This window comes from Bacillus sp. BK450 (assembly GCF_004364885.1).
GTDB classification, from domain to species: domain Bacteria; phylum Bacillota; class Bacilli; order Bacillales; family Bacillaceae; genus Bacillus; species Bacillus safensis.
Genome location: NZ_SOBQ01000003.1, coordinates 691502 through 709786, shown reverse-complemented (window position 1 = coordinate 709786; position 18285 = coordinate 691502). Strand labels below are relative to the sequence as shown.

At 43.4% G+C, this 18285-nt stretch carries 19 protein-coding genes; 6 read left to right on the top strand and 13 right to left on the bottom strand.

What is annotated here, in order from left to right:
- Nucleotides 1-13: 13 nt before the first annotated feature.
- A complete protein-coding gene (locus EV579_RS13445; protein WP_024423368.1) occupies nucleotides 14-289 on the bottom strand; it encodes a YutD family protein in 276 nt (91 codons plus the stop codon).
- Nucleotides 290-409: 120 nt separating this feature from the next.
- On the opposite strand from EV579_RS13445, the gene EV579_RS13440 reads away from it, so the two are divergent.
- On the top strand, nucleotides 410-1045 hold the full coding sequence (locus EV579_RS13440; protein WP_133744612.1) for a YhcN/YlaJ family sporulation lipoprotein: 636 nt from the start codon (nucleotides 410-412) through the stop codon (nucleotides 1043-1045).
- 39 nt (nucleotides 1046-1084) lie between these two features.
- On the opposite strand, the gene lipA is transcribed toward EV579_RS13440, so the two are convergent.
- Nucleotides 1085-1981, bottom strand: a complete 897-nt coding sequence (gene lipA, locus EV579_RS13435; RefSeq protein ID WP_133744611.1) for a lipoyl synthase — start codon at nucleotides 1979-1981, stop codon at nucleotides 1085-1087.
- A gap of 326 nt (nucleotides 1982-2307) precedes the next feature.
- Between lipA and EV579_RS13430 the strand changes: the two genes are divergently transcribed.
- Nucleotides 2308-3252, top strand: coding sequence for a M23 family metallopeptidase (locus tag EV579_RS13430; RefSeq protein WP_243837425.1), 945 nt, complete (start codon nucleotides 2308-2310; stop codon nucleotides 3250-3252).
- A gap of 26 nt (nucleotides 3253-3278) precedes the next feature.
- Here the strand turns inward: EV579_RS13430 and yunB are convergent, their stop codons facing one another.
- From yunB to EV579_RS13410, 4 genes are all read right to left on the bottom strand, one after another.
- Entirely contained in the window at nucleotides 3279-4049 is a 771-nt protein-coding gene (yunB, locus tag EV579_RS13425; protein WP_024423371.1) for a sporulation protein YunB, read from the bottom strand.
- Nucleotides 4050-4118: 69 nt separating this feature from the next.
- Entirely contained in the window at nucleotides 4119-4424 is a 306-nt protein-coding gene (locus tag EV579_RS13420; RefSeq protein WP_024425980.1) for a YunC family protein, read from the bottom strand.
- A gap of 67 nt (nucleotides 4425-4491) precedes the next feature.
- Nucleotides 4492-5865, bottom strand: a complete 1374-nt coding sequence (locus EV579_RS13415) for a bifunctional metallophosphatase/5'-nucleotidase (RefSeq protein ID WP_073207289.1) — start codon at nucleotides 5863-5865, stop codon at nucleotides 4492-4494.
- Between the two features lie 66 nt (nucleotides 5866-5931).
- Nucleotides 5932-6783 (bottom strand): DUF72 domain-containing protein, encoded by an 852-nt coding sequence (locus EV579_RS13410; RefSeq protein WP_133744609.1) that lies wholly within the window; start codon nucleotides 6781-6783, stop codon nucleotides 5932-5934.
- A 305-nt stretch (nucleotides 6784-7088) separates the two neighbouring features.
- On the opposite strand from EV579_RS13410, the gene EV579_RS13405 reads away from it, so the two are divergent.
- Nucleotides 7089-8258: a PucR family transcriptional regulator gene (locus tag EV579_RS13405; protein ID WP_133744608.1), complete on the top strand. Its 1170-nt coding sequence runs from the start codon at nucleotides 7089-7091 to the stop codon at nucleotides 8256-8258.
- Between the two features lie 64 nt (nucleotides 8259-8322).
- Nucleotides 8323-9480, top strand: coding sequence for an oxalate decarboxylase family bicupin (locus EV579_RS13400; protein ID WP_133744607.1), 1158 nt, complete (start codon nucleotides 8323-8325; stop codon nucleotides 9478-9480).
- Nucleotides 9481-9536: 56 nt separating this feature from the next.
- Here the strand turns inward: EV579_RS13400 and EV579_RS13395 are convergent, their stop codons facing one another.
- Together EV579_RS13395 and EV579_RS13390 are read right to left on the bottom strand one after the other, a co-directional pair.
- A complete protein-coding gene (locus EV579_RS13395; RefSeq protein WP_024423377.1) occupies nucleotides 9537-10727 on the bottom strand; it encodes a tetracycline resistance MFS efflux pump in 1191 nt (396 codons plus the stop codon).
- A 158-nt stretch (nucleotides 10728-10885) separates the two neighbouring features.
- Entirely contained in the window at nucleotides 10886-12121 is a 1236-nt protein-coding gene (locus tag EV579_RS13390; RefSeq protein WP_133744606.1) for a pyridoxal-phosphate-dependent aminotransferase family protein, read from the bottom strand.
- A gap of 171 nt (nucleotides 12122-12292) precedes the next feature.
- Between EV579_RS13390 and EV579_RS13385 the strand changes: the two genes are divergently transcribed.
- Nucleotides 12293-13171, top strand: a complete 879-nt coding sequence (locus EV579_RS13385) for an endonuclease I family protein (protein ID WP_133744605.1) — start codon at nucleotides 12293-12295, stop codon at nucleotides 13169-13171.
- Between the two features lie 13 nt (nucleotides 13172-13184).
- Here EV579_RS13385 and EV579_RS13380 read toward each other — a convergent pair whose 3' ends face one another.
- From EV579_RS13380 to EV579_RS13365, 4 genes are all read right to left on the bottom strand, one after another.
- Complete coding sequence (locus EV579_RS13380) at nucleotides 13185-13928, bottom strand: IucA/IucC family C-terminal-domain containing protein (protein ID WP_133744604.1); 744 nt, start codon at nucleotides 13926-13928, stop codon at nucleotides 13185-13187.
- A gap of 21 nt (nucleotides 13929-13949) precedes the next feature.
- Entirely contained in the window at nucleotides 13950-14987 is a 1038-nt protein-coding gene (locus EV579_RS13375; RefSeq protein WP_103131581.1) for a FecCD family ABC transporter permease, read from the bottom strand.
- Nucleotides 14980-15996 (bottom strand): FecCD family ABC transporter permease, encoded by a 1017-nt coding sequence (locus tag EV579_RS13370; protein ID WP_024423381.1) that lies wholly within the window; start codon nucleotides 15994-15996, stop codon nucleotides 14980-14982. The genes EV579_RS13375 and EV579_RS13370 overlap by 8 nt, the downstream gene beginning before the upstream one ends.
- A gap of 73 nt (nucleotides 15997-16069) precedes the next feature.
- Nucleotides 16070-17023, bottom strand: coding sequence for an ABC transporter substrate-binding protein (locus EV579_RS13365; protein ID WP_103131582.1), 954 nt, complete (start codon nucleotides 17021-17023; stop codon nucleotides 16070-16072).
- A gap of 242 nt (nucleotides 17024-17265) precedes the next feature.
- On the opposite strand from EV579_RS13365, the gene EV579_RS19180 reads away from it, so the two are divergent.
- A complete protein-coding gene (locus tag EV579_RS19180; protein ID WP_243837413.1) occupies nucleotides 17266-17571 on the top strand; it encodes an LCI fold-containing protein in 306 nt (101 codons plus the stop codon).
- A gap of 268 nt (nucleotides 17572-17839) precedes the next feature.
- On the opposite strand, the gene psiE is transcribed toward EV579_RS19180, so the two are convergent.
- Nucleotides 17840-18268, bottom strand: a complete 429-nt coding sequence (gene psiE / locus EV579_RS13355; RefSeq protein ID WP_133744603.1) for a phosphate-starvation-inducible protein PsiE — start codon at nucleotides 18266-18268, stop codon at nucleotides 17840-17842.
- Nucleotides 18269-18285: the final 17 nt, after the last annotated feature.

The window sequence follows — 18285 nt, the reverse complement described above, 5'->3', positions numbered from 1 at the left end:
GCTCCCCTTTGCGTTATTTTCTAATTCGCTTTAAGACAAAATAGGCACAGCCAAAATTACAGTATTCATAAATGTATTCATCGAGTGTGCTGATTTTAGTATCAAATGTGGCCTTTTGGTTTTGGTCATCAAAGAACCCTTTCAGCCTGAGCTGATTGTAGCCCCAGTCCCCCACAATATAATCATACTTATTTAAAATATCTGAGTACCTTGCTTTAAACGCTTCTTCATTAAAGCCGTCTTTGATATCTCTTACAAGATCAAAGGTAGCATTCTGAACGACGATCATCTTCTCACCTCTTTTTAAACGATCCATCTTTAATGATAATTCATTGGAAGAACTCCATCAATTGCTAAAGCATGTTTTTTCCGATTTAGCCGAAGCTAAAGGAAAAAGGAGGTCACATTTATGAAGAAACAACTGACTGCCGCGATTCTCCTCAGCATGGTTTTAGGCGGGTGCGGCTTTCAATCAGGTATGAACCGGCAAGTGGATGAAGATTCTTCAAGTAAAACCATCCGTCTGTCGGATCGTCATGAAGGAAATAATTCCAATATGCCAGAAGCAGATACAAACAAAGCAGGATATGTTCGTTATCAGCGCCAGCAAGTAACGGATCAGAAAGAAAGAACCCCTGCTTTAAATCGTGAGCATCTTGCCCACGTGATTACAAGTCTAACGGTGCAGCTGCCAAACATCAAAGATGCAGCCACACTTGTGACAGATGAGGATGCACTCATCGTGTATCGAACAGGAAACAAAAACCGTGATGAATCTGCCGATCAAGTAAAGAAAACGGCGGTTTCTGTTCTCCCTCGTTATTATCATGTATACGTCTCTGATAATCCAGAGCACTTTCAATCCATTGCCAATTTTTCACGTCTTCAAACCAATTCACGTGATTTTGACCAAATTTTAACCAAAACGATTCAGCAAATGAAGTATTCCCCTCAAGGCGGGAACATATCGAATCAAGAAGATGCAAATGGGATGACGAATTCAGACCGTACAATGAGAAGAAACGCCCCTTACGGCCAAAATTAATACGAGAAAAAACGCCAGAGAGCTCTGGCGTTTTCTTTGTTACGCTTGCGCCTGACGCTTTTTAGACGCTTCGTTTACTTGTTCATCTGCATGGTAGGAAGAGCGCACAAGCGGCCCAGCTTCACAGTGGCTAAAGCCTTTTGACATCGCAATTTCCTTCAGCTCTGCAAACTCATCCGGATGGTAGTATTTTTGAACTTTCAAATGCTTTTTCGAAGGCTGTAAGTACTGGCCAATCGCCATAATATCCACGTTATTGGTAAGAAGATCATCCATGACTTCAATGATTTCTTCCTTCGTTTCACCAAGTCCAATCATAATGCTTGATTTTGTTGGAATATCGGGCTGCATTTCTTTTGCACGACGCAAGAATTCTAATGAACGATCATATGTAGCACGCGCACGAACTCTTGGCGTTAATCTGCGAACTGTTTCAATGTTGTGATTTAAAATGTCAGGACGCGTGTCCATTAACGTCTTCAAGTTATCATAATTGCCGCCCATGTCTGAAGGGAGAACTTCAATGGTCGTGAATGGGCTTTTTCTTCTAATCGCACGAACGGTTTCAGCGAACACACCTGCGCCGCCATCTTTTTGATCATCCCTTGCAACCGCTGTTATAACAGCGTGCTTTAAGTTCATTAAGGCTACTGAATCTGCCACGCGTTCTGGCTCTTGCAGATCAAGCTCAGTTGGAAGTCCAGTTTTCACCGCACAGAAACGGCATGCGCGCGTACAAACAGATCCAAGGATCATAAATGTAGCGGTTCTTCTCACTGCCCAGCATTCATGAATATTCGGACATTTTGCTTCCTCACAAACGGTATGCAGGTTGTTTTCCCGCATCATTTTCTTCAAACCGGTATAGTTTTCATTCGTATTCAGCTTAATTTTAAGCCAGTCCGGTTTTCTTACGTGCTCTTCCTTCTTTGCCAATTCCATCATCTCCATATGAATTCGTTAAAGGTGCATCTACAAAAATCTTCCTGCTATATACGATGGATGCAGCCAAGAAGCTGCAAAAAATTGAATCTTCGGCCTAAAGCCTTTTCTTTAGACACTTTAACATAGTACAGATTGAACAACAAGGGAATGAGCTGCAAAAATACCCAAAAGCCTCCTAAAAAAACAGAAGAAAATTACTAACATTTTCTTCTTATGAAATAGAGTGTTCTAACCACACTAAACGGTAGAAGACGATGCTCGATGAAAGGAGATGGACGTTTGTGAAAGTGGTTTTAGCCATCATGATTGCTCTTTCAATGCTCCCTTTACCTGTTCATGCAAAAGGGACGGGCAAACAGCCAGATGAATTGAAGCAAAGAATGGCCCTATATGAAAAAGTCTCCATCACAACACAGGTTCCATGGTATGTACTTGCTGCAGTTGATCAGTATGAACACAATATTCGAAAAAGCAGAAGAGATTTACCGAAACAAAAAGGCGTCATTGGCATCTACATTCCCCGGGAAATGTGGATTGGACCAGAAAACCCGAATAAACAGGATACCTCTCCTTTAAGCATTAAAGTGTTTGACGGAATTGGTCTTGATGGGAATGGGGATGGCAAAGCAAGCAGCGATGACGATGAGGATGTATTATTCACTTTTGCACAATACTTGCTTCACTACGGCAGCAGCATTGATCAATTAAAAATTGGCTTATGGGACTATTATGGACGTGATCAAACCGTTGGAATCATTTCATCTTTTATGAAGCTATATAAGCACTACGGCCATCTTGATCTTGGAAAGCATGCTTTTCCTCTTCCGGTTGGAGCTGACTACAGCTACCGGAGTACATGGGGAGATGCGAGAGGATTTGGAGGAAGGAGAATTCATGAGGGAACCGATTTATTTGCCCATTATGGTCTTCCCGTTCGTGCGACATCGTATGGCGTGATTGAAATGAAAGGCTGGAACCGTTTTGGCGGCTGGCGGATAGGCATTCGAGATATTCATAATCAATATCATTACTTTGCTCACTTAAATGGCTTTGCGAAAGGACTCAAGACAGGTCAAATTGTTGAACCTGGCCAGGTGATTGGATCTGTCGGAAGCTCCGGTTACGGTCCTCCAGGCACCGCAGGAAAGTTTCCGCCGCATCTTCACTATGGCATGTACAAAGATAACGGCAGAACGGAATGGTCATTTGACCCATACCCTCATTTGAGGGCGTGGGAAAGAGCTGAACGGAAACGAAAGTAAATAACAGCCCAATCATTGTTGGGCTGTTATTCCTTTTTCTTCTTTTTTTCTGGAAGAACAATTGATGGAGCACCTGAGTTTGTTCCGCTGCCATTATAATAATCTGGCACGTCTCCTTGAACGGCTTGTATGGAGACAGGAACAGAGTTTTTCACTACGATTGTTTCAGAAGCAAATGGGATAATGACTCTTACCTTGACCTCGATCAGAACACTAATATCAATCAAGGCATTGTTGATGCCATAAGGCTTAATATTTTTTTCAACGTCCGTATGCGGATCACCAATCACACTAAAACGTACAGGCACTTTGGGTCCGAGGTTGGCAATGAGTGCATTTCCGGATGCTTGCCCAAGCGGAATGTTATATATAATGCCGTCATGTCCATCTGTTTGATCCTTTAATGCTTCTTTTGCCTCTTTTTGAAAGTTCCCCTTTTCAATGTCCTCTAAATTTTTTTGAAGATGACGCGAGAGGTCAGCCATTGCTTTCGATGTTGCTTGCGCATTAAAATCGATGGTCGTCACTTTTCCGTTCTCACTTGTATTCATGACCACCATATCCTTCATATTCTCCTGATCGTCTGCAAAGTCTTGAACTGAATATTGTATGAGGTGATTGGCGATGCGCTCTGTTTCTAGTTCAGCAATATGAATAAGGGTAGGTTTAATTGATCGGTTGATAAAAAATAAACTAATTACGGTTGAGAGCACAAAGAATAAAATCGCAAGCAGCATAACGTAACGAAATGGCAAAGGGCCCTTCTTGTAGGGGCGATAACGGCGGTTCATTCTCAATAAAAAATCCCCCCTTCTCCATTACATGTGTATGCAGACAGGCGGGGGGATAGGAATCATCTCTCTATTTTATTTCACCATTTTTAATAATGCATCTCTTCCAATTGTTCCAGCTGAGATGCCCAGCGCTTCTGCGGCGTATGTCACAGATTCTAAAGGAGCATCGAGCAATTGCTCAATGGTTCTTACACCAACTGCTCTTCCTGCAATAATTCCTCTATCTGCAAGCTTTTCATTCAAGAGCCCGACATCCAGTGCACCGCACATGATATACCCATGTTCATTTGTTACTGCCATGAAATTTGTCTTCGGCAGCTTGACGGTGACCGCTGTAAAGGAATGGCCATCAATTGTAATAGGTGTTAAATTCACCAAATCCCTTCACTCCTCTCATCACAATCTATGTGAAAAGAGGGCGCGTGTTGTTAGGCTGAAGCGGATTTCATGTTGCTTCCTTCAAGCGCCATGTCAGAACATCACGTAAAAATTCAGGCATAAAATATTCAATGTGTTCGTGATCACGGATATGAGGAAAAAGAGAGCCTAATGTATACATATCGACTGTGCCAACAGTATAGGAGGCGTCTTTTTTGATTAATTGACCATGTACAAAGACATCCTTCACCCGTTTGGCCTCGCCTTCTTCTAATGTATAGCTGAGGCCGCTATATAGCATTTTCCCCATCAGCTCACCTCTAAAGCCGAAGCCCTTGATGCGCAGCTGTTCCATTTTTTCTTCACAGCCTCGCTGAACTGTTTCGATGAGCTGTTGACCGGTAAGCGTCACCCGAATAGGATTAATGGGATGCGGACATATCCGGTGGATTTCTTCTCTTGTGACGATCCCTGCCTCTAATGAATCAAGCACCATACCTGCATTCATCATGCCAATATCTGCTCCGCACCAATCTTTAATGGCATCTGTTAAGAGCTGCGGAAGCGGAGAATCGTCGAACCACTTCGTTTCTAGCTTCGACTCAATCGTTGTCACTTTTTCCTGCATGAGTGCCTTCGCTCTTCTTTCTGCCTGCTGCAAGGTGGTGATGGCTTCATCTGATTCACTGATGAGCTGATCCACTGACTGTACTGTCGCTTTTTTCTCTATCAGCTCTTTGCGCGCTGTATCGATCGTCAGCTCAACGCAGCCAATATAATGCCCGTACTTTTCAGCGCATGCAAGCAGCACACCATTGTCCATTTCACCTTGTTCTAACAGATGATGCGTGTGTGAACCTAGGATGATGTCGATTTCAGGGAAATCACGGGCGACCTCTCGATCATGGATGATACCGAGATGAGATAAAAGCACAATGACATCTGCCTGTCCCTTCACTTCCTGCAGCATGTCCCGTATGCTGTCAAACGGATCAGTAATGTTCCAGCCCAGCTTTTCATATACGGGTGTATACGCAATGGTCACACCTAAGAGACAGAGCTTCAGTCCGTTTTCCATTGTGATCATATGATAGGGCTTTGCCCACGAAGGCCTTTTGCCTTTCTCAAATAAATTAGACAGCACCACTGGAAATTGTGCATTCTCATACAAGTGATCCAGCTGATCATGGGGCAGCGTAATGCCTTCATTATTCCCGATTGTGACTCCATCATAGCCAAGCTGATTGAGGAGCTTGACGTTTACCTTTCCATAATCCGCTTCGGATACGAGGTTCACTCGATCCATATGGTCGCCAATATCAAACAAGAGCATCTGATCGTGAACTTGACGCTTTTCTTCAATATAAGCTGCAATTTTTGGCCAGTTCTCAAAGTGGCTGTGCAAGTCGTTTGTATGATATAACCATAGCTTCTGCAGCATGTTGATCTCTCCCTCAAGTTGTCACTGACCGTCTCATTCAGGTTGAAAGCTTCAGTCAGCTCTCGGTTAACTAAATAAATCTAACTGCTTCGGAGACAGGTTTGAATAGGTGATATCCAGCAAATCAATCATCTGCTGGCCATTTGCCGCTGCATCTCCGCCGGAGTTATTATTAAACACGACATAGACATCTTTCGATTGCTGATGCAGAATGTCGAGATTCTTTTTCCACTCTTTTAATTCAGCTTCATTATATAAATATAAGTATCTCACTTCACGCCAATTCTCATGGTCTGCCGGGTGAAGCCAGCCCTGTTTATTCCTTCCATGAAACCGGACCAATGTTTTATCACGGTGTGTAGCTTGTATGACCGGCGGAATGGAGCCTTCTCCGACTTGCGGTTCATCACAGACGGAATGAATCCATCCTTCCTTTTCCATAAAGGACAAAGTCTGCTCATAAAATTCATCTGAAAACCATGTACGGTTTCGGAATTCGAGGGCACATGGAATATCGCCCATCTTCTCCTTACACCATCTTAAATAGTGGACGTGCTCTTTTTTGCAATCAAACCAAGGTGGAAATTGAAAGAGCACCATGGCTAGTTTCCCTTCACGAATAAGCGGAGTCAGCGAAAGAATAAACGCTTCAAACATGTCTTCCTTCGAAGCAAACGGAATCTCGCCCCTTTGATGTCCAGTCATTCCTTGATATGCTTTCACAACAAATTGAAAGTCATCTGGCGTATCCTTTATCCACTTTTCATGATTACGCTCAGGCTGAACCGCATAAAAGCTGGCATCCAGTTCCACAATCGGAAACGTTGACGCGTAGTAAAACAGCTTTTGCGCGCTGCCGATTCTTGGCGGATAAAGACTGTCATGATCTCCCCAGCCAGTTAATCCGATATAAATCATGTTCCTCACCTCTTGCCACTCTCATGTATAGACGGCTTCCTCATTCGAAGCCTTTGTTTCTTGTGATACCCATATTTTCTGAAAGAAATTCTTCTGTCTACAACATATCATATTTGCTCGTAATTCTGAATGAAGATGACTGGCGGCACGTGATTTTGTCCTGACGCTCTGTTTGTTTGTTATATTAATTGACAACTTTCTATCTATAATGATTTTAGCTGATAACATAAAATGCATATCAGAGATGCTGACAGTGATTGTCCATTTTTTTATTCATCTTCACCAATAAAGGAGACCCCGTGGATATGAACATAGACGATAACCAGTTTGAAATTTTACAAAAAATGGCCAAAAAGATTCACAAGCCCATCTATTTGTTTAACCAGCATGGACGTATTCTCTATACCTCGCACCCCATGATCACAAGCTCAGAATGGATGAACATTCTCCCCTTTTTTCAAAGCAGGACAACTCATTCTTTTTCAATGATACATGCAAAACAAACCTTTTCCATCTTTCCAATTGATCTAAACGAACAAACATGTGATTATCTGGTCATTCTTTCTTTCCTTCACCCGCAGAATAAAACTTTGCATGGGATCATTGCAAAAGCAGTAAACGAAATGTCGATTGCACGTATGAGACAATATGCCACCCTGCAAACGGCCAAGCGTGCTAGAAATGAGGGCTTTCGCAAATGGATAGAGAGGGCATCTTCTTCCCAGCAAGATCCCTTACATTTCGCTCAGGCATTTGGATTAAACGCCGAATGCCGCTATCTATGTATGATCTGTCAGCTTGACGAGCGCAGTGATACCACATGTTTTATGAAGCAGCAAATGGTTTTAGATCAAATGGTTGATCTGCTCGAAAGTGCACTTCCAAGCTGCCCATTTCCTGCCTTTCTATTTTTAAAAGGGGATATGGGTGTTGTATTGATGGAGGAGACTGGCAGTTGGCCGGAGGTTAGCGGCAGGCTCAGCTCTTTTTTAAAACAGTTGCAGATGCTTGTTAAACTGCAAGTGAATCATACTATTTCTTTTGGGGTGAGCTTGACGGGCTGCCACATCTCCCATCTGTCTGAAGGCTACAATGAAGCATTAGAGGCTCTTCAAACCGGACATCTCTCATCGCGGACTGAATATATTCAATTTTATCAAGCAAAGGATGTGCCAGATTTACTAAGGCTCATTCCAAGAAAGGATATGATCACGTTTCACCAGCTGCACCTTCACCCGTTATCTGAACCATCACAAGTCGATCAAAGCCTTCTTCACACCTTATCTGTTTATTTAGAAACCCATTGCCACATTTCAGAAACAGCCAAACGCTTGTCCATTCATCGCAACACGGTCATTTATCGCCTCGAGAAGTGTGAAGAATTGCTTCGAATCAGCTTAAAAGATTCTGACGCAACATTGCGGCTGCGCTTAGCCTTCCGTATTCAAATGTTTCTCTCATCCCATCCTGATTGAATTTTTTCTTCTGAAACCTCATATAGTTTGGAGGAGAAAAATGAGACTCAAGGAGGGATGATAAATGGATGATGAGCTCCGTCACATCCCGCAGCCCATTCGAAAGGATGGCGCGGGTGCCACCGACTTAGGCCCGCGCGATGTCCTTCGAGATATAGAGAACCCAGATATGCTCGTTCCCCCTAAAACCGATGCCGGGACCATCCCAAATTTAAAATTTTCATTTTCTGATACACACATGCATTTGAATCACGGCGGCTGGTCGAGGGAAATTACAAAGCGGGAGCTGCCTGTTTCAACAACGATTGCAGGTGTCAACATGCGGCTCACACGCGGAGGTGTTCGTGAGCTTCATTGGCATAAGCAGGCGGAATGGGCGTATATGATTTTAGGCAAAGCCCGCATCACATCTGTAGATGCAGAAGGGCGAAATATGATTGCTGATCTAGAAGAAGGCGATTTGTGGTATTTCCCGCCTGGTATCCCGCACTCCATTCAAGGACTTGAGGATGGTTGTGAGTTCCTTCTTGTATTTGATGATGGCGATTTTTCTGAATTTGATACATTCACGATCACAGACTGGTTTGCCCATACACCGAAAGAGATTCTCTCCGCCAATTTTGGTGTTCCTAAGAAATTGTTTGACCATATTCCGAATAAGCAGCGCTATATGTTTCAAGGCTCGCCGCCGTCATCCTTAGAAAGCCAAATGGTATCTGATCCATACGGGAGCATTAAGCCGCCATTTACGCACCAGCTCCTTCGTCAAAACCCGATAACGACCTCTGGCGGAACCGTCCGAATTGTCGATTCACGGAATTTCCCGATTTCAAAAACGATTGCGGCTGCACTTGTTGAAGTAAAACCTGGCGGCATGAGAGAAATGCACTGGCACCCTAATAATGATGAGTGGCAATACTATTTAACAGGTACAGCTAAAATGACGGTCTTTGGAGCAGGAGGTACTGCCCGCACCTTTAATTACAGAGCAGGTGATGTTGGATATGTTCCTTTTGGCATGGGGCATTACATCCAAAATATCGGCCAAACGAGCCTTTGGTTTTTAGAGATTTTTAAAAGTGACCGGTTTGCAGATATTTCGTTGAATCAGTGGATGGCCTTAACCCCGCCTCAATTAGTGAAAGAGCATTTACACGTAGATGAAGCGATGATTCATGCGCTTCATAAAGAAAAATCACCTGTCGTGAAATATGAGAGATGATGCCCATCATAAAAAACCGATCAATTCGTTCTGATCGGTTTTTTTATCAGCAAATTTTAAGAAGCTGCCGAAGCATGCTGCACTTTTTTCCCCCACACGATGGATGCAGCGAAGCTTACGCAAAGCACCAGTGTTCCAAACATAAAAGGAAACTCAATATTCACATCAAATAATATACCCGCAAGACTCGGTCCGACGATATTGGCAAGGCTCATAAAGGATGTATTGAGACCGCCTGCTACCCCTTGCTGATTGCCTGCCATCTTGGACAGCAATGTATTGAGGGCTGGTCGGACAAATGACGTAGCCGATAAAAATAAAATCGAACCCGTAAAAATCAACCAAAAGGACGGCGCAAAACGGCAGGCGATCAGCATGAAAGCCGCACCTAACAGCGCATAACGCACGACTCTCATCTCTCCAAATCGTTTCACACAGGCATTCACTAACACCCCTTGAACAAGCACCCCGGCAAGACCCGCAACCGTAATCACAAACGCAATATCCTTCGGGGAAAATCCGTGTTTTTGGTCTACATATAAGCCGAAAATCGATTCAAAATGAATGATTCCGAAATTGAGGACAAAGGCCAATATAAACAAAAAGCCGTACGATGTCCTTAGAGCCTCGATCATTTGTACAAAAGGATTGAAATGAATATCCTTGTTAAGCCGCGCCTCTTCCTGTTTTTCCTTTGTTAAAGTTTCAGGTAAGAAGAGGATGGATAACAAAGTAGAAAGAGCCGCAAAGGAACCGGCAATCAGAAATGGAAATGCGATCCCGTACTCAACCAAATAGCCGCCTACGCCCGGCCCAATGACAAAACCTAGTGTCATCGCTGCACTGAATAGACCCATTCCTTTCCCTCGGTCCTTTTCACTTGTGATATCAGCGATGTATGCAAACATGGCCGGCATAAGCAAAGCACCGGCAGCACCGCCTAAAAATCGAGACACGAACAGCATCCAAAGCTGATCAGCAAAAGCAAAAATAAACTGAGCAATCGTAAAACCCGCAATCCCGGCAATGATCAATTTTCTTCGTCCAAATCGATCGGTCAGTGCCCCGGCAACCGGCGATAACGCAAATTGTGTAAAACCTGTTGCAGCGACAAGAAAACCGAGTGTTTTTCCTGTTGCACCAAAGGCTTCGATGTAACTCGGCATAACAGGTACAATAAGGCCAAAGCCAAGCATGGCAATAAAAATATTGAGCATCAAAATGTATAATCTGCCCATCTTCTTCATACAAAAAACCTCTTTCTGCAAATAAATGAAAATGATGACAAAAATGATAAGAACTTCTCCAGTATAGCGATAACCTCATCTATAAGTCTAGTTTTTCAAAAATTAGTGTTCTTTTCCAAATAAAAAATACCCGCCAATGGCGAGTATGTTGGAGCTCGTTATTCAGCTTGTTCATAGATAGAAAGAGCCGCCTGAAGCCCTGCTCCGCAATGGATAGACGCACCGTGTTTGATGAGAATCGCTTCCAGCCCTGCTAACACAAACAGCACATTTTCCTTTCGGCAGCTGTAGCCCATTGTCCCAATTCTCCATATACGGCCGGCAAGCGGTCCAAAGGAGCTTGCAATCTCAATCCCAAAATGATGGAGCAGATCGGCACGGACCGCTTCTCCGTCAATACCACTTGGAATGACAATACAGGTCACAACCGGCATTTTACAATCTGGATCACCAAACAATTCAAGCCCCATTGCTTCAAGACCTTTCATCAAGGCTTTCTCATGAAATGCGTGCCTTTGAAAACGTTCAGACATCCCTTCTTCCAGCACAAGACGAACCCCTTCTCGCAGTGCATAAAGCATCGTTGTCGCTTCTGTATGATGATTTAATCGTCTTGGGCTCCAATAATCCTGAAGCTGGCTTAAATCAAAATAATTGCTTTTGATTGGAGAAATGTCCATTTGTTTTTGTAATTCATCCTGTGTCGCAATGCCTTTTTCTACTTTCTTTCTCGATTCAATGACAGCTGCGACTCGGTCATTATACGTAATAGGTGACATACCTGATGGAACAGATAAACATTTCTGCGTGCCGCCAATCGCCGCATCTATTTTCCATTCGTCCACTTTTACCTCGACACCGCCAATAGTCGCCACAGCGTCTACAATAAACAGTGCATCAAGAGCCCGGCATGCTTGCCCGATTTGCTTGAGCGGCTGTAATCGTCCGGTGGATGTTTCACCATGAACCATGGCAACGATTTTAGGCTTGACCCGCTTTATTTCTTGGGTGATGTCTTCAGGATCAAAAACCGTCCCCCATTCACATTCCATTGTATGTACCTCAGCACCGTAACGCTGCCCTATTTCAATGAGCAGGTGACCGAAGCGGCCAAAGACAGGCACAAGCATTGAATCTCCCGGTTCAATCACACTGGCGAGCACAGCTTCAAGCCCTGAACGGGACGTACCGTCAATTGGATAAGCCCATTTGTTTTCTGTTTGAAAAAGTGACCGCAATAAGGTCATTGTTTCATTCATAATGTGTGTAAATGCTGGATCAAATTGACCGAGAATTGGCGTGCTCATCACACGGAGCACTCTCGGGTCTACTTCAACGGGTCCCGGTGTCATAATCGTTCTTGAAGGTGTTTGCAGTTCTTTCACGTGATCCATCCTCTCCCTTGCTGTCCATCCTTATAAGCCCACTTATACAGGAATGCGCCTAAAATAGCAATCTCTTTTCCTATAAACTTATTACATAAAATTTACGATAAATCCATTTATTTCTTCATGGCAATATGATAGAAATAAAGGGAATACATTCCCTTTCAAGGAGGAAATCGAATGAAAAGAACTTTATTTGGAACTGTGGCCGCCGGAATCATGATATTCGGCACATTCGCCGCCCCGCTGCCTCCAGCTGCAAATGCTCAAGGTTTCAATCTGAGTGAACCTAGTCAAACGATCACCTTTTCCCCGTTACAGCTTCAAAACGAAACATCTGCACAACAATTTCAAACTGCCGCCACAAGTCAAATCGATTCCTATTACCAATCTGCTGCTGGCAAATCAGGACCCGCTCTTAAGAAAGCCTTACACGATATTATTGATGATCATACGCAGCTATCCTACAGCCAGGTGTGGGATGCCTTAAAGAAAACAGATGAAGACCCCAATAACCCAAACAATGTGCTGCTTCTTTATAGTGGTGTCTCCCGCTCAAAACAAGCGAATGGCGGAAATGTGGGCCAGTGGAACCGGGAGCATGTCTGGGCCAAGTCTCACGGCAATTTTGGGACGAGCCAAGGGCCTGGGACGGATCTCCACCACCTTCGTGCGACAGATGTGCAAACGAACAGCACACGCGGAAATTTAGATTTTGACACGGGCGGTAATGAATACAAAGGAGCGCCAGGCAACTTCTACGACAGCGACTCATTCGAACCTCACAACCGGGTCAAAGGAGATGTTGCGAGAATGCTCTTTTATATGGCGGTTCGCTACGAAGGCGATGACCGCTTTCCAGATTTAGAATTGAACGACAAAGTAAATAATGGAAGCTCTCCTCTTCACGGCAAAATGTCTGTACTTCTCAAATGGCACAAACAGGACCCAGTCGATCAAATCGAACGGAACCGCAATGAGATCATATATCAAACGTATCAGCACAACCGCAACCCTTTTATTGATCACCCTGAATGGGCAAGTGAGATTTGGGAATAAAAAAAGGGCACTGCTACGAGCAAGCAGTGCCTTTCTTTTTTTCAAGCGGACAAACAAGACAATAATCGAGACTCTCCGATTTTTTCTCAAGCTTATAATACATACAGCAGGTTTTCCGGTTGGATGTTTCAAGTAAACTGTCGTCTAGGTTTAGGCTGTGCTGAAATAGATTTTGCTGAGCTCCAAAAACATCTCCAGCCGCCTGCTTCAGATACAGATAATCCTCCCGCACGCGCTGCTTCACCGCAGGCTCTTCCGCTTCCCGCATCATGCTTCGATAAAGAGAGTTGATTCGAACCGCTACATTTTCCCATAAAATACGATAAGAAAGTTTTGATGTGCGGTTCAGCACGTCTAAAAGAGGCGTGACACACTCCGTAAACAGCGCACGCACGACCTTCTCTCTCCACTCCTGCCTGTCTCCTTCTAGTGGAACAAACGAACACGCCGCCTCATCCATTTCAATTTTCCGATCCTCTCTAAATACACATGCTGCTGGTGGAAACTGATAGACACCGTCATACAGCGTCATCAAGTATAAAGAGGAACTGACGGCTAAGTAGGCGTAACGCTTTGAAAACATAGAGGCTGCTACCGCAAGATTCGGTGCATACATCGCTTCCTTTTCAGCTTCTAATAAACGTATGACGGCTGCTTCTGAAAAAAGCGCAGCAAGTGTGCGATCAGATGTCATAGGTCCATTTGTGATGTGTACCCCGAAATCAAGTAATTCTCTCTCAACCCACTCTGGCCTCATATCAAAACCCCCATCTTCTGTTTATCGATTACGCTGTTGATATAACAAATAAATAAAGAACGGTGCACCAATGGCCGCCGTAAATACACCTGCTGGAACATCTAACGGTAGAAATGCGGTTCTAGCCACAAGATCAGCCAGCATCACGAGAATACTTCCAACAAGCGCAGATGCTGGGACAAGCGCTATGAATGAACGTCCAATAATCATCCGTGCAACGTGCGGCGCCATGAGTCCAACAAATTCAATGCCGCCTGCAAATGCGACTGCAACACCAGCCAATGTCACACTCATCAGGAGAAAGAATAATCGTTTCGCCTGCACTTTTACCCCGAGACCTGTTGCAAGATCATCGCCAAGTTCTTTTACATTCATCGTTCTTGCTAACACCATGACAATCGGTAAAATGATCATCACCCAAGGAAGCATCGCAGTGACGTCTTTCATCGTCGAACCATATAAGCTCCCCGTCAGCCAGATGTAAGACTTTGTCGTTGTCATCGTATCACTAAGAACAAGCGTAAACGTCACACAAGCCTTCATAATGGCAGAAATCCCAATTCCCATTAGGACAAGTGTGATCGGCTTGACCCCTTTTTTCCATGAAAGCAAATAGATCAGACACGATACCGCAAAAGCACCTGCAATCGCCCATAAGGATTGATAAGCAATAGGCACAGTGCCCATCCAAAAGACGATGAACATAATCGCACCAAACGAAGCACCACTTGTAATTCCAATGATATCAGGTGATGCCAGCGGGTTGCGGATCAACCCTTGCAAAATAAGCCCTGATACCGCAAGTGCGGATCCAACTAAGACAGCCAGCAGCGTTCGTGGAATCCTCAGTGTATTTAACACAAAGGAATTCCCCTCTCCCTGACCGATTAAATGAAGCAGCACATCGACCGGCTGAATGAACCGGCTTCCCATACTGAGACTGAGAATAAATAAGCCAAAGGCAATGGCCGTCAATAAAAGTAAAATCAAAAACGTCCGCTTTGAAAATTGAAATGAAATGCGCCCGCCTTTAGAACGCACTGTATATGTTTTAGCCACCTGTCTTCAACCCCTTGCGCACGAGATAAACAAATAGAGGCGCTCCTGCTACCGCAGTCATGACACCAATCGGCACTTCCTGCGGCATGATCAGAAAACGAGCCGCCAGATCCGCGGCAAGTAAAAGCGACGCCCCCACAACGGCACAATACGGCAGTACCCAGCGGTGGTCAGGCCCGACGAGCTTTTTCACAATATGCGGCACAAGAAAACCAACAAAACCAATTGAACCAGCAACAGCGACGGAACCACCTGCTAAAAAGACAACGAGTACACCCATCGTGATTTTCAGCAGCAGTGTACGCTGGCCAAGTCCTTTGGCAATATCATCTCCCGACAAAAGAACATTAATAGAACGTCCAAGAAGCAGCGCCACTACAGTCGCACCTAAAATATAAGGCAAAACAGGGATTAACATATCAATGCTTCTTCCAGACACTGACCCAGCCATCCAGAACAAAATGCTTTGAATCGACTGTTCATTCACGATTAAAAGACCTTGTGTAAAAGACGCAAACAGTGCAGATATCGCCGCACCTGCAAGGACTATTTTGACCGGCGTCAATCCATCTCTTCCAATAGAACCCAATAGAAAAACGAGCATCCCTGCAATCGCTGCGCCTAGAAAGGCTGTCCACATATAGCTTGTTAAAGACTCTGTTGAAAAGAAAACAATCGAAATCACGATAAAAAATAGTCCACCTGCATTAATTCCTAATAAATCAGGCGCCGCAAGCGGATTTCTCGTCAATGCCTGCATGAGTGCACCTGAAATCGCCAGGCTTGAGCCAACGACTGTTGCAATTAAAGCTCTTGATAATCTGGATGTCATGACAATGACACTGTTTGGATCCGATTCATCAAATTGAAGAAAAGCATGGATGGTGGCTTTGAGGGAAATTGAGGTTTGCCCAAGGGAAATACTGAGCATAAAAAAGACCAACATCAACACAATGAATCCAGCAAAAAGCAGTGCCTTGCTTGAATCCTTTTTTATTAAACTTCTCATCTGATTCCCGCTTTCAATCTGTTATGGAAAAAAGGAGAAAATGGTATATTCACATTTTCTCCTCTGTTACGACTTATTTATCAATTCCTAAACGATCGTAAATATCATCAAGCATCATGTTTGCAGCGATAATACCGCCGCCCATGTTCCAAGTGATTTCATCTACTTTATGCACCTGTTTCGCTTTCACTGCGTCAAGCTGCTTCCATAAAGGATGACTCGTCCACTCTTTATATGCTTTTTCAACCGCTTTATCCTTTTCATCCATAAAGTAATAGATCACATCTGCATCCATTTGCGGAATGCTCTCTTTGTCTGTCAGTGTAATGATGTCTTGCTTTTTATCTTTGACATTCTTAGGTCCTTCAAAGCCTAGCTCTGTTAAAATGGATCCTGCGAAACCAGTTTGATAGATTCTAGCATGATCTGCACGGAAGTTCACCACAGATACACTCATTGGCCAGTTTTTGATGTCTTTTTTCGCTTTTTCTTTGAAATCAGCGACGCGGTCATCCCACTTTGTCAGCAATTCTTTTGATTTGTCTTCCTGGTTTAACGCTTCACCCATCAACTTCACTGTATCTTTAAATGTGAACACAGTTTCAGTTGCAACAGTTGGAGCGATTTCTTTCAGCTGATCAAAAATTTGCTCGTGACGGATTTTCGATGCAATGATCAAATCAGGCTTGAGCTTTTCAATTTCCTCTAAGTTTGGCTGTGTTTCCTGCCCAACAATTTTAACATCCTTTAAGTCATTTCTTAAATATTTATACGTAGGTGCTTCAAGCCATGATTCAACAACACCTACTGGTTTAATGCCCATAGCGACTGCTGCATCCGTTGCTCCTTGGTACAGTGTCACCACACGTTTAGGCGATCCTTGAATTTCAGTTGAACCGATAGCGCTTTCAACGGTTCTTGTTTTCTCTTTACTATCTGACTTGCCGTTACTGCTATTGCTGCCGCAAGCTGCAAGTAAAACGATGGAGAGCACAACTAATAGCGACCAAAAAGATTTCTTGAACATGTACCTCACCTATCCATTCTATATGTAGTCATATCGTTTGATAACGATTCTCATTATCACAATTTGATTTTATCATAGAAAAAGATGGTGTCAATGTAAAATATAAAAATAACAGATGATAATCTCCTAATCACAAAATAACATATTGTGGAAAATATAATTCTTTCGTCTCTTTTTTGACGCTATCTATTTTCCTATAATGAAGTTGTAACAATACAATTTTTGGAAGGGGAATGATCATAATGAATTGGAAAAAAACAATGACTGGTGTCGCTCTTTCTTTTGGGTTACTTCTTTCTTCTTATGTTCCAGCAGCAAATGCTACTTCATCTTCACCAGCAAAAAGTTCAGATGGAGTTGCTCGTACAAGCAATTTCGAGACGCCCTGTCCCGCAGATATCTTACGGAAATTTCGCAACTCAGACAAGCCTTTCTTATGTATGTACTCCGACACAGCTATTTTTGCAAACTCTTTCACAGCATACGGAATGAAATGGTATTTTAAAGGAAGCTCTGGACTCTATGCTTATTATGAGGGTACTATATAATCGATAAAGTAAAAAACACCGATAAGTGAATGTTGTGATCTTTAGCAGCATTTCATTTATCGGTGTTTCTTTTATATAGGAATTATTATGTGACTGATATCCCGCAAAAATCTGGCTTGTCTGCTATCTCTTTGAATTAGCAGACAAAGGTGTGTAGGAGAAAGAATTCATGATTTGCTCACTCCATATATCGGACTGATCAAATACAGATAGACCATGATCAATTATTTAACGAAAAAGACGAACGTCCATCGTTCGCCCTCTTTCCTTACTTCACTTCCTCATGCTCTTGAGCAGCATCTCTTTTGCTCGCGATAAAGAGTGCACAGGTCATAGCAAGTATGGTCAGCGCCCACCAGAAGGTCGATTCAGCCTCTTTATGATCGATGATAATCAAACGAATAACGGCTGTGATGCCAATATAAATAAAATAGCGAAGCGGAAAATGAAAGTTTGATTTAAAGTACTTAATAATTAAGGCAATAAACTCAAAGTACATAAAGAAGATCAGCAACTCACCAAGCATTTCATAATAACTGTCTTCTTTGCTGAGCAAATTCTTGTAAACGAATTGGACAATATACCAAGTTTCACTAATTAAGAGGACGCTTAAAGCAATGGCCAGAAAGAATAAACAAATATTCAGAAGGCCTTGCAAGAGATCCGGTACCTTTTGGAAGTTGTTGAATCGTTTCATTAGATTGTCTCTCCATT

What these genes read in the sequence shown, in the direction of transcription:
- EV579_RS13445 (WP_024423368.1), bottom strand. Translation starts at nt 289, where the DNA reads ATGATCGTCGTTCAGAATGCTACCTTTGATCTTGTAAGAGATATCAAA.
- EV579_RS13440 (WP_133744612.1), top strand. Translation starts at nt 410, where the DNA reads ATGAAGAAACAACTGACTGCCGCGATTCTCCTCAGCATGGTTTTAGGC.
- EV579_RS13430 (WP_243837425.1), top strand. Translation starts at nt 2,308, where the DNA reads ATGCTCCCTTTACCTGTTCATGCAAAAGGGACGGGCAAACAGCCAGAT.
- EV579_RS13415 (WP_073207289.1), bottom strand. Translation starts at nt 5,865, where the DNA reads ATGCTGCAGAAGCTATGGTTATATCATACAAACGACTTGCACAGCCAC.
- EV579_RS13410 (WP_133744609.1), bottom strand. Translation starts at nt 6,783, where the DNA reads ATGATTTATATCGGATTAACTGGCTGGGGAGATCATGACAGTCTTTAT.
- EV579_RS13405 (WP_133744608.1), top strand. Translation starts at nt 7,089, where the DNA reads ATGAACATAGACGATAACCAGTTTGAAATTTTACAAAAAATGGCCAAA.
- EV579_RS13400 (WP_133744607.1), top strand. Translation starts at nt 8,323, where the DNA reads ATGGATGATGAGCTCCGTCACATCCCGCAGCCCATTCGAAAGGATGGC.
- EV579_RS13395 (WP_024423377.1), bottom strand. Translation starts at nt 10,727, where the DNA reads ATGAAGAAGATGGGCAGATTATACATTTTGATGCTCAATATTTTTATT.
- EV579_RS13390 (WP_133744606.1), bottom strand. Translation starts at nt 12,121, where the DNA reads ATGGATCACGTGAAAGAACTGCAAACACCTTCAAGAACGATTATGACA.
- EV579_RS13385 (WP_133744605.1), top strand. Translation starts at nt 12,293, where the DNA reads ATGAAAAGAACTTTATTTGGAACTGTGGCCGCCGGAATCATGATATTC.
- EV579_RS13380 (WP_133744604.1), bottom strand. Translation starts at nt 13,928, where the DNA reads ATGAGGCCAGAGTGGGTTGAGAGAGAATTACTTGATTTCGGGGTACAC.
- EV579_RS13370 (WP_024423381.1), bottom strand. Translation starts at nt 15,996, where the DNA reads ATGAGAAGTTTAATAAAAAAGGATTCAAGCAAGGCACTGCTTTTTGCT.
- EV579_RS13365 (WP_103131582.1), bottom strand. Translation starts at nt 17,023, where the DNA reads ATGTTCAAGAAATCTTTTTGGTCGCTATTAGTTGTGCTCTCCATCGTT.
- EV579_RS19180 (WP_243837413.1), top strand. Translation starts at nt 17,266, where the DNA reads ATGAATTGGAAAAAAACAATGACTGGTGTCGCTCTTTCTTTTGGGTTA.
- psiE (WP_133744603.1), bottom strand. Translation starts at nt 18,268, where the DNA reads ATGAAACGATTCAACAACTTCCAAAAGGTACCGGATCTCTTGCAAGGC.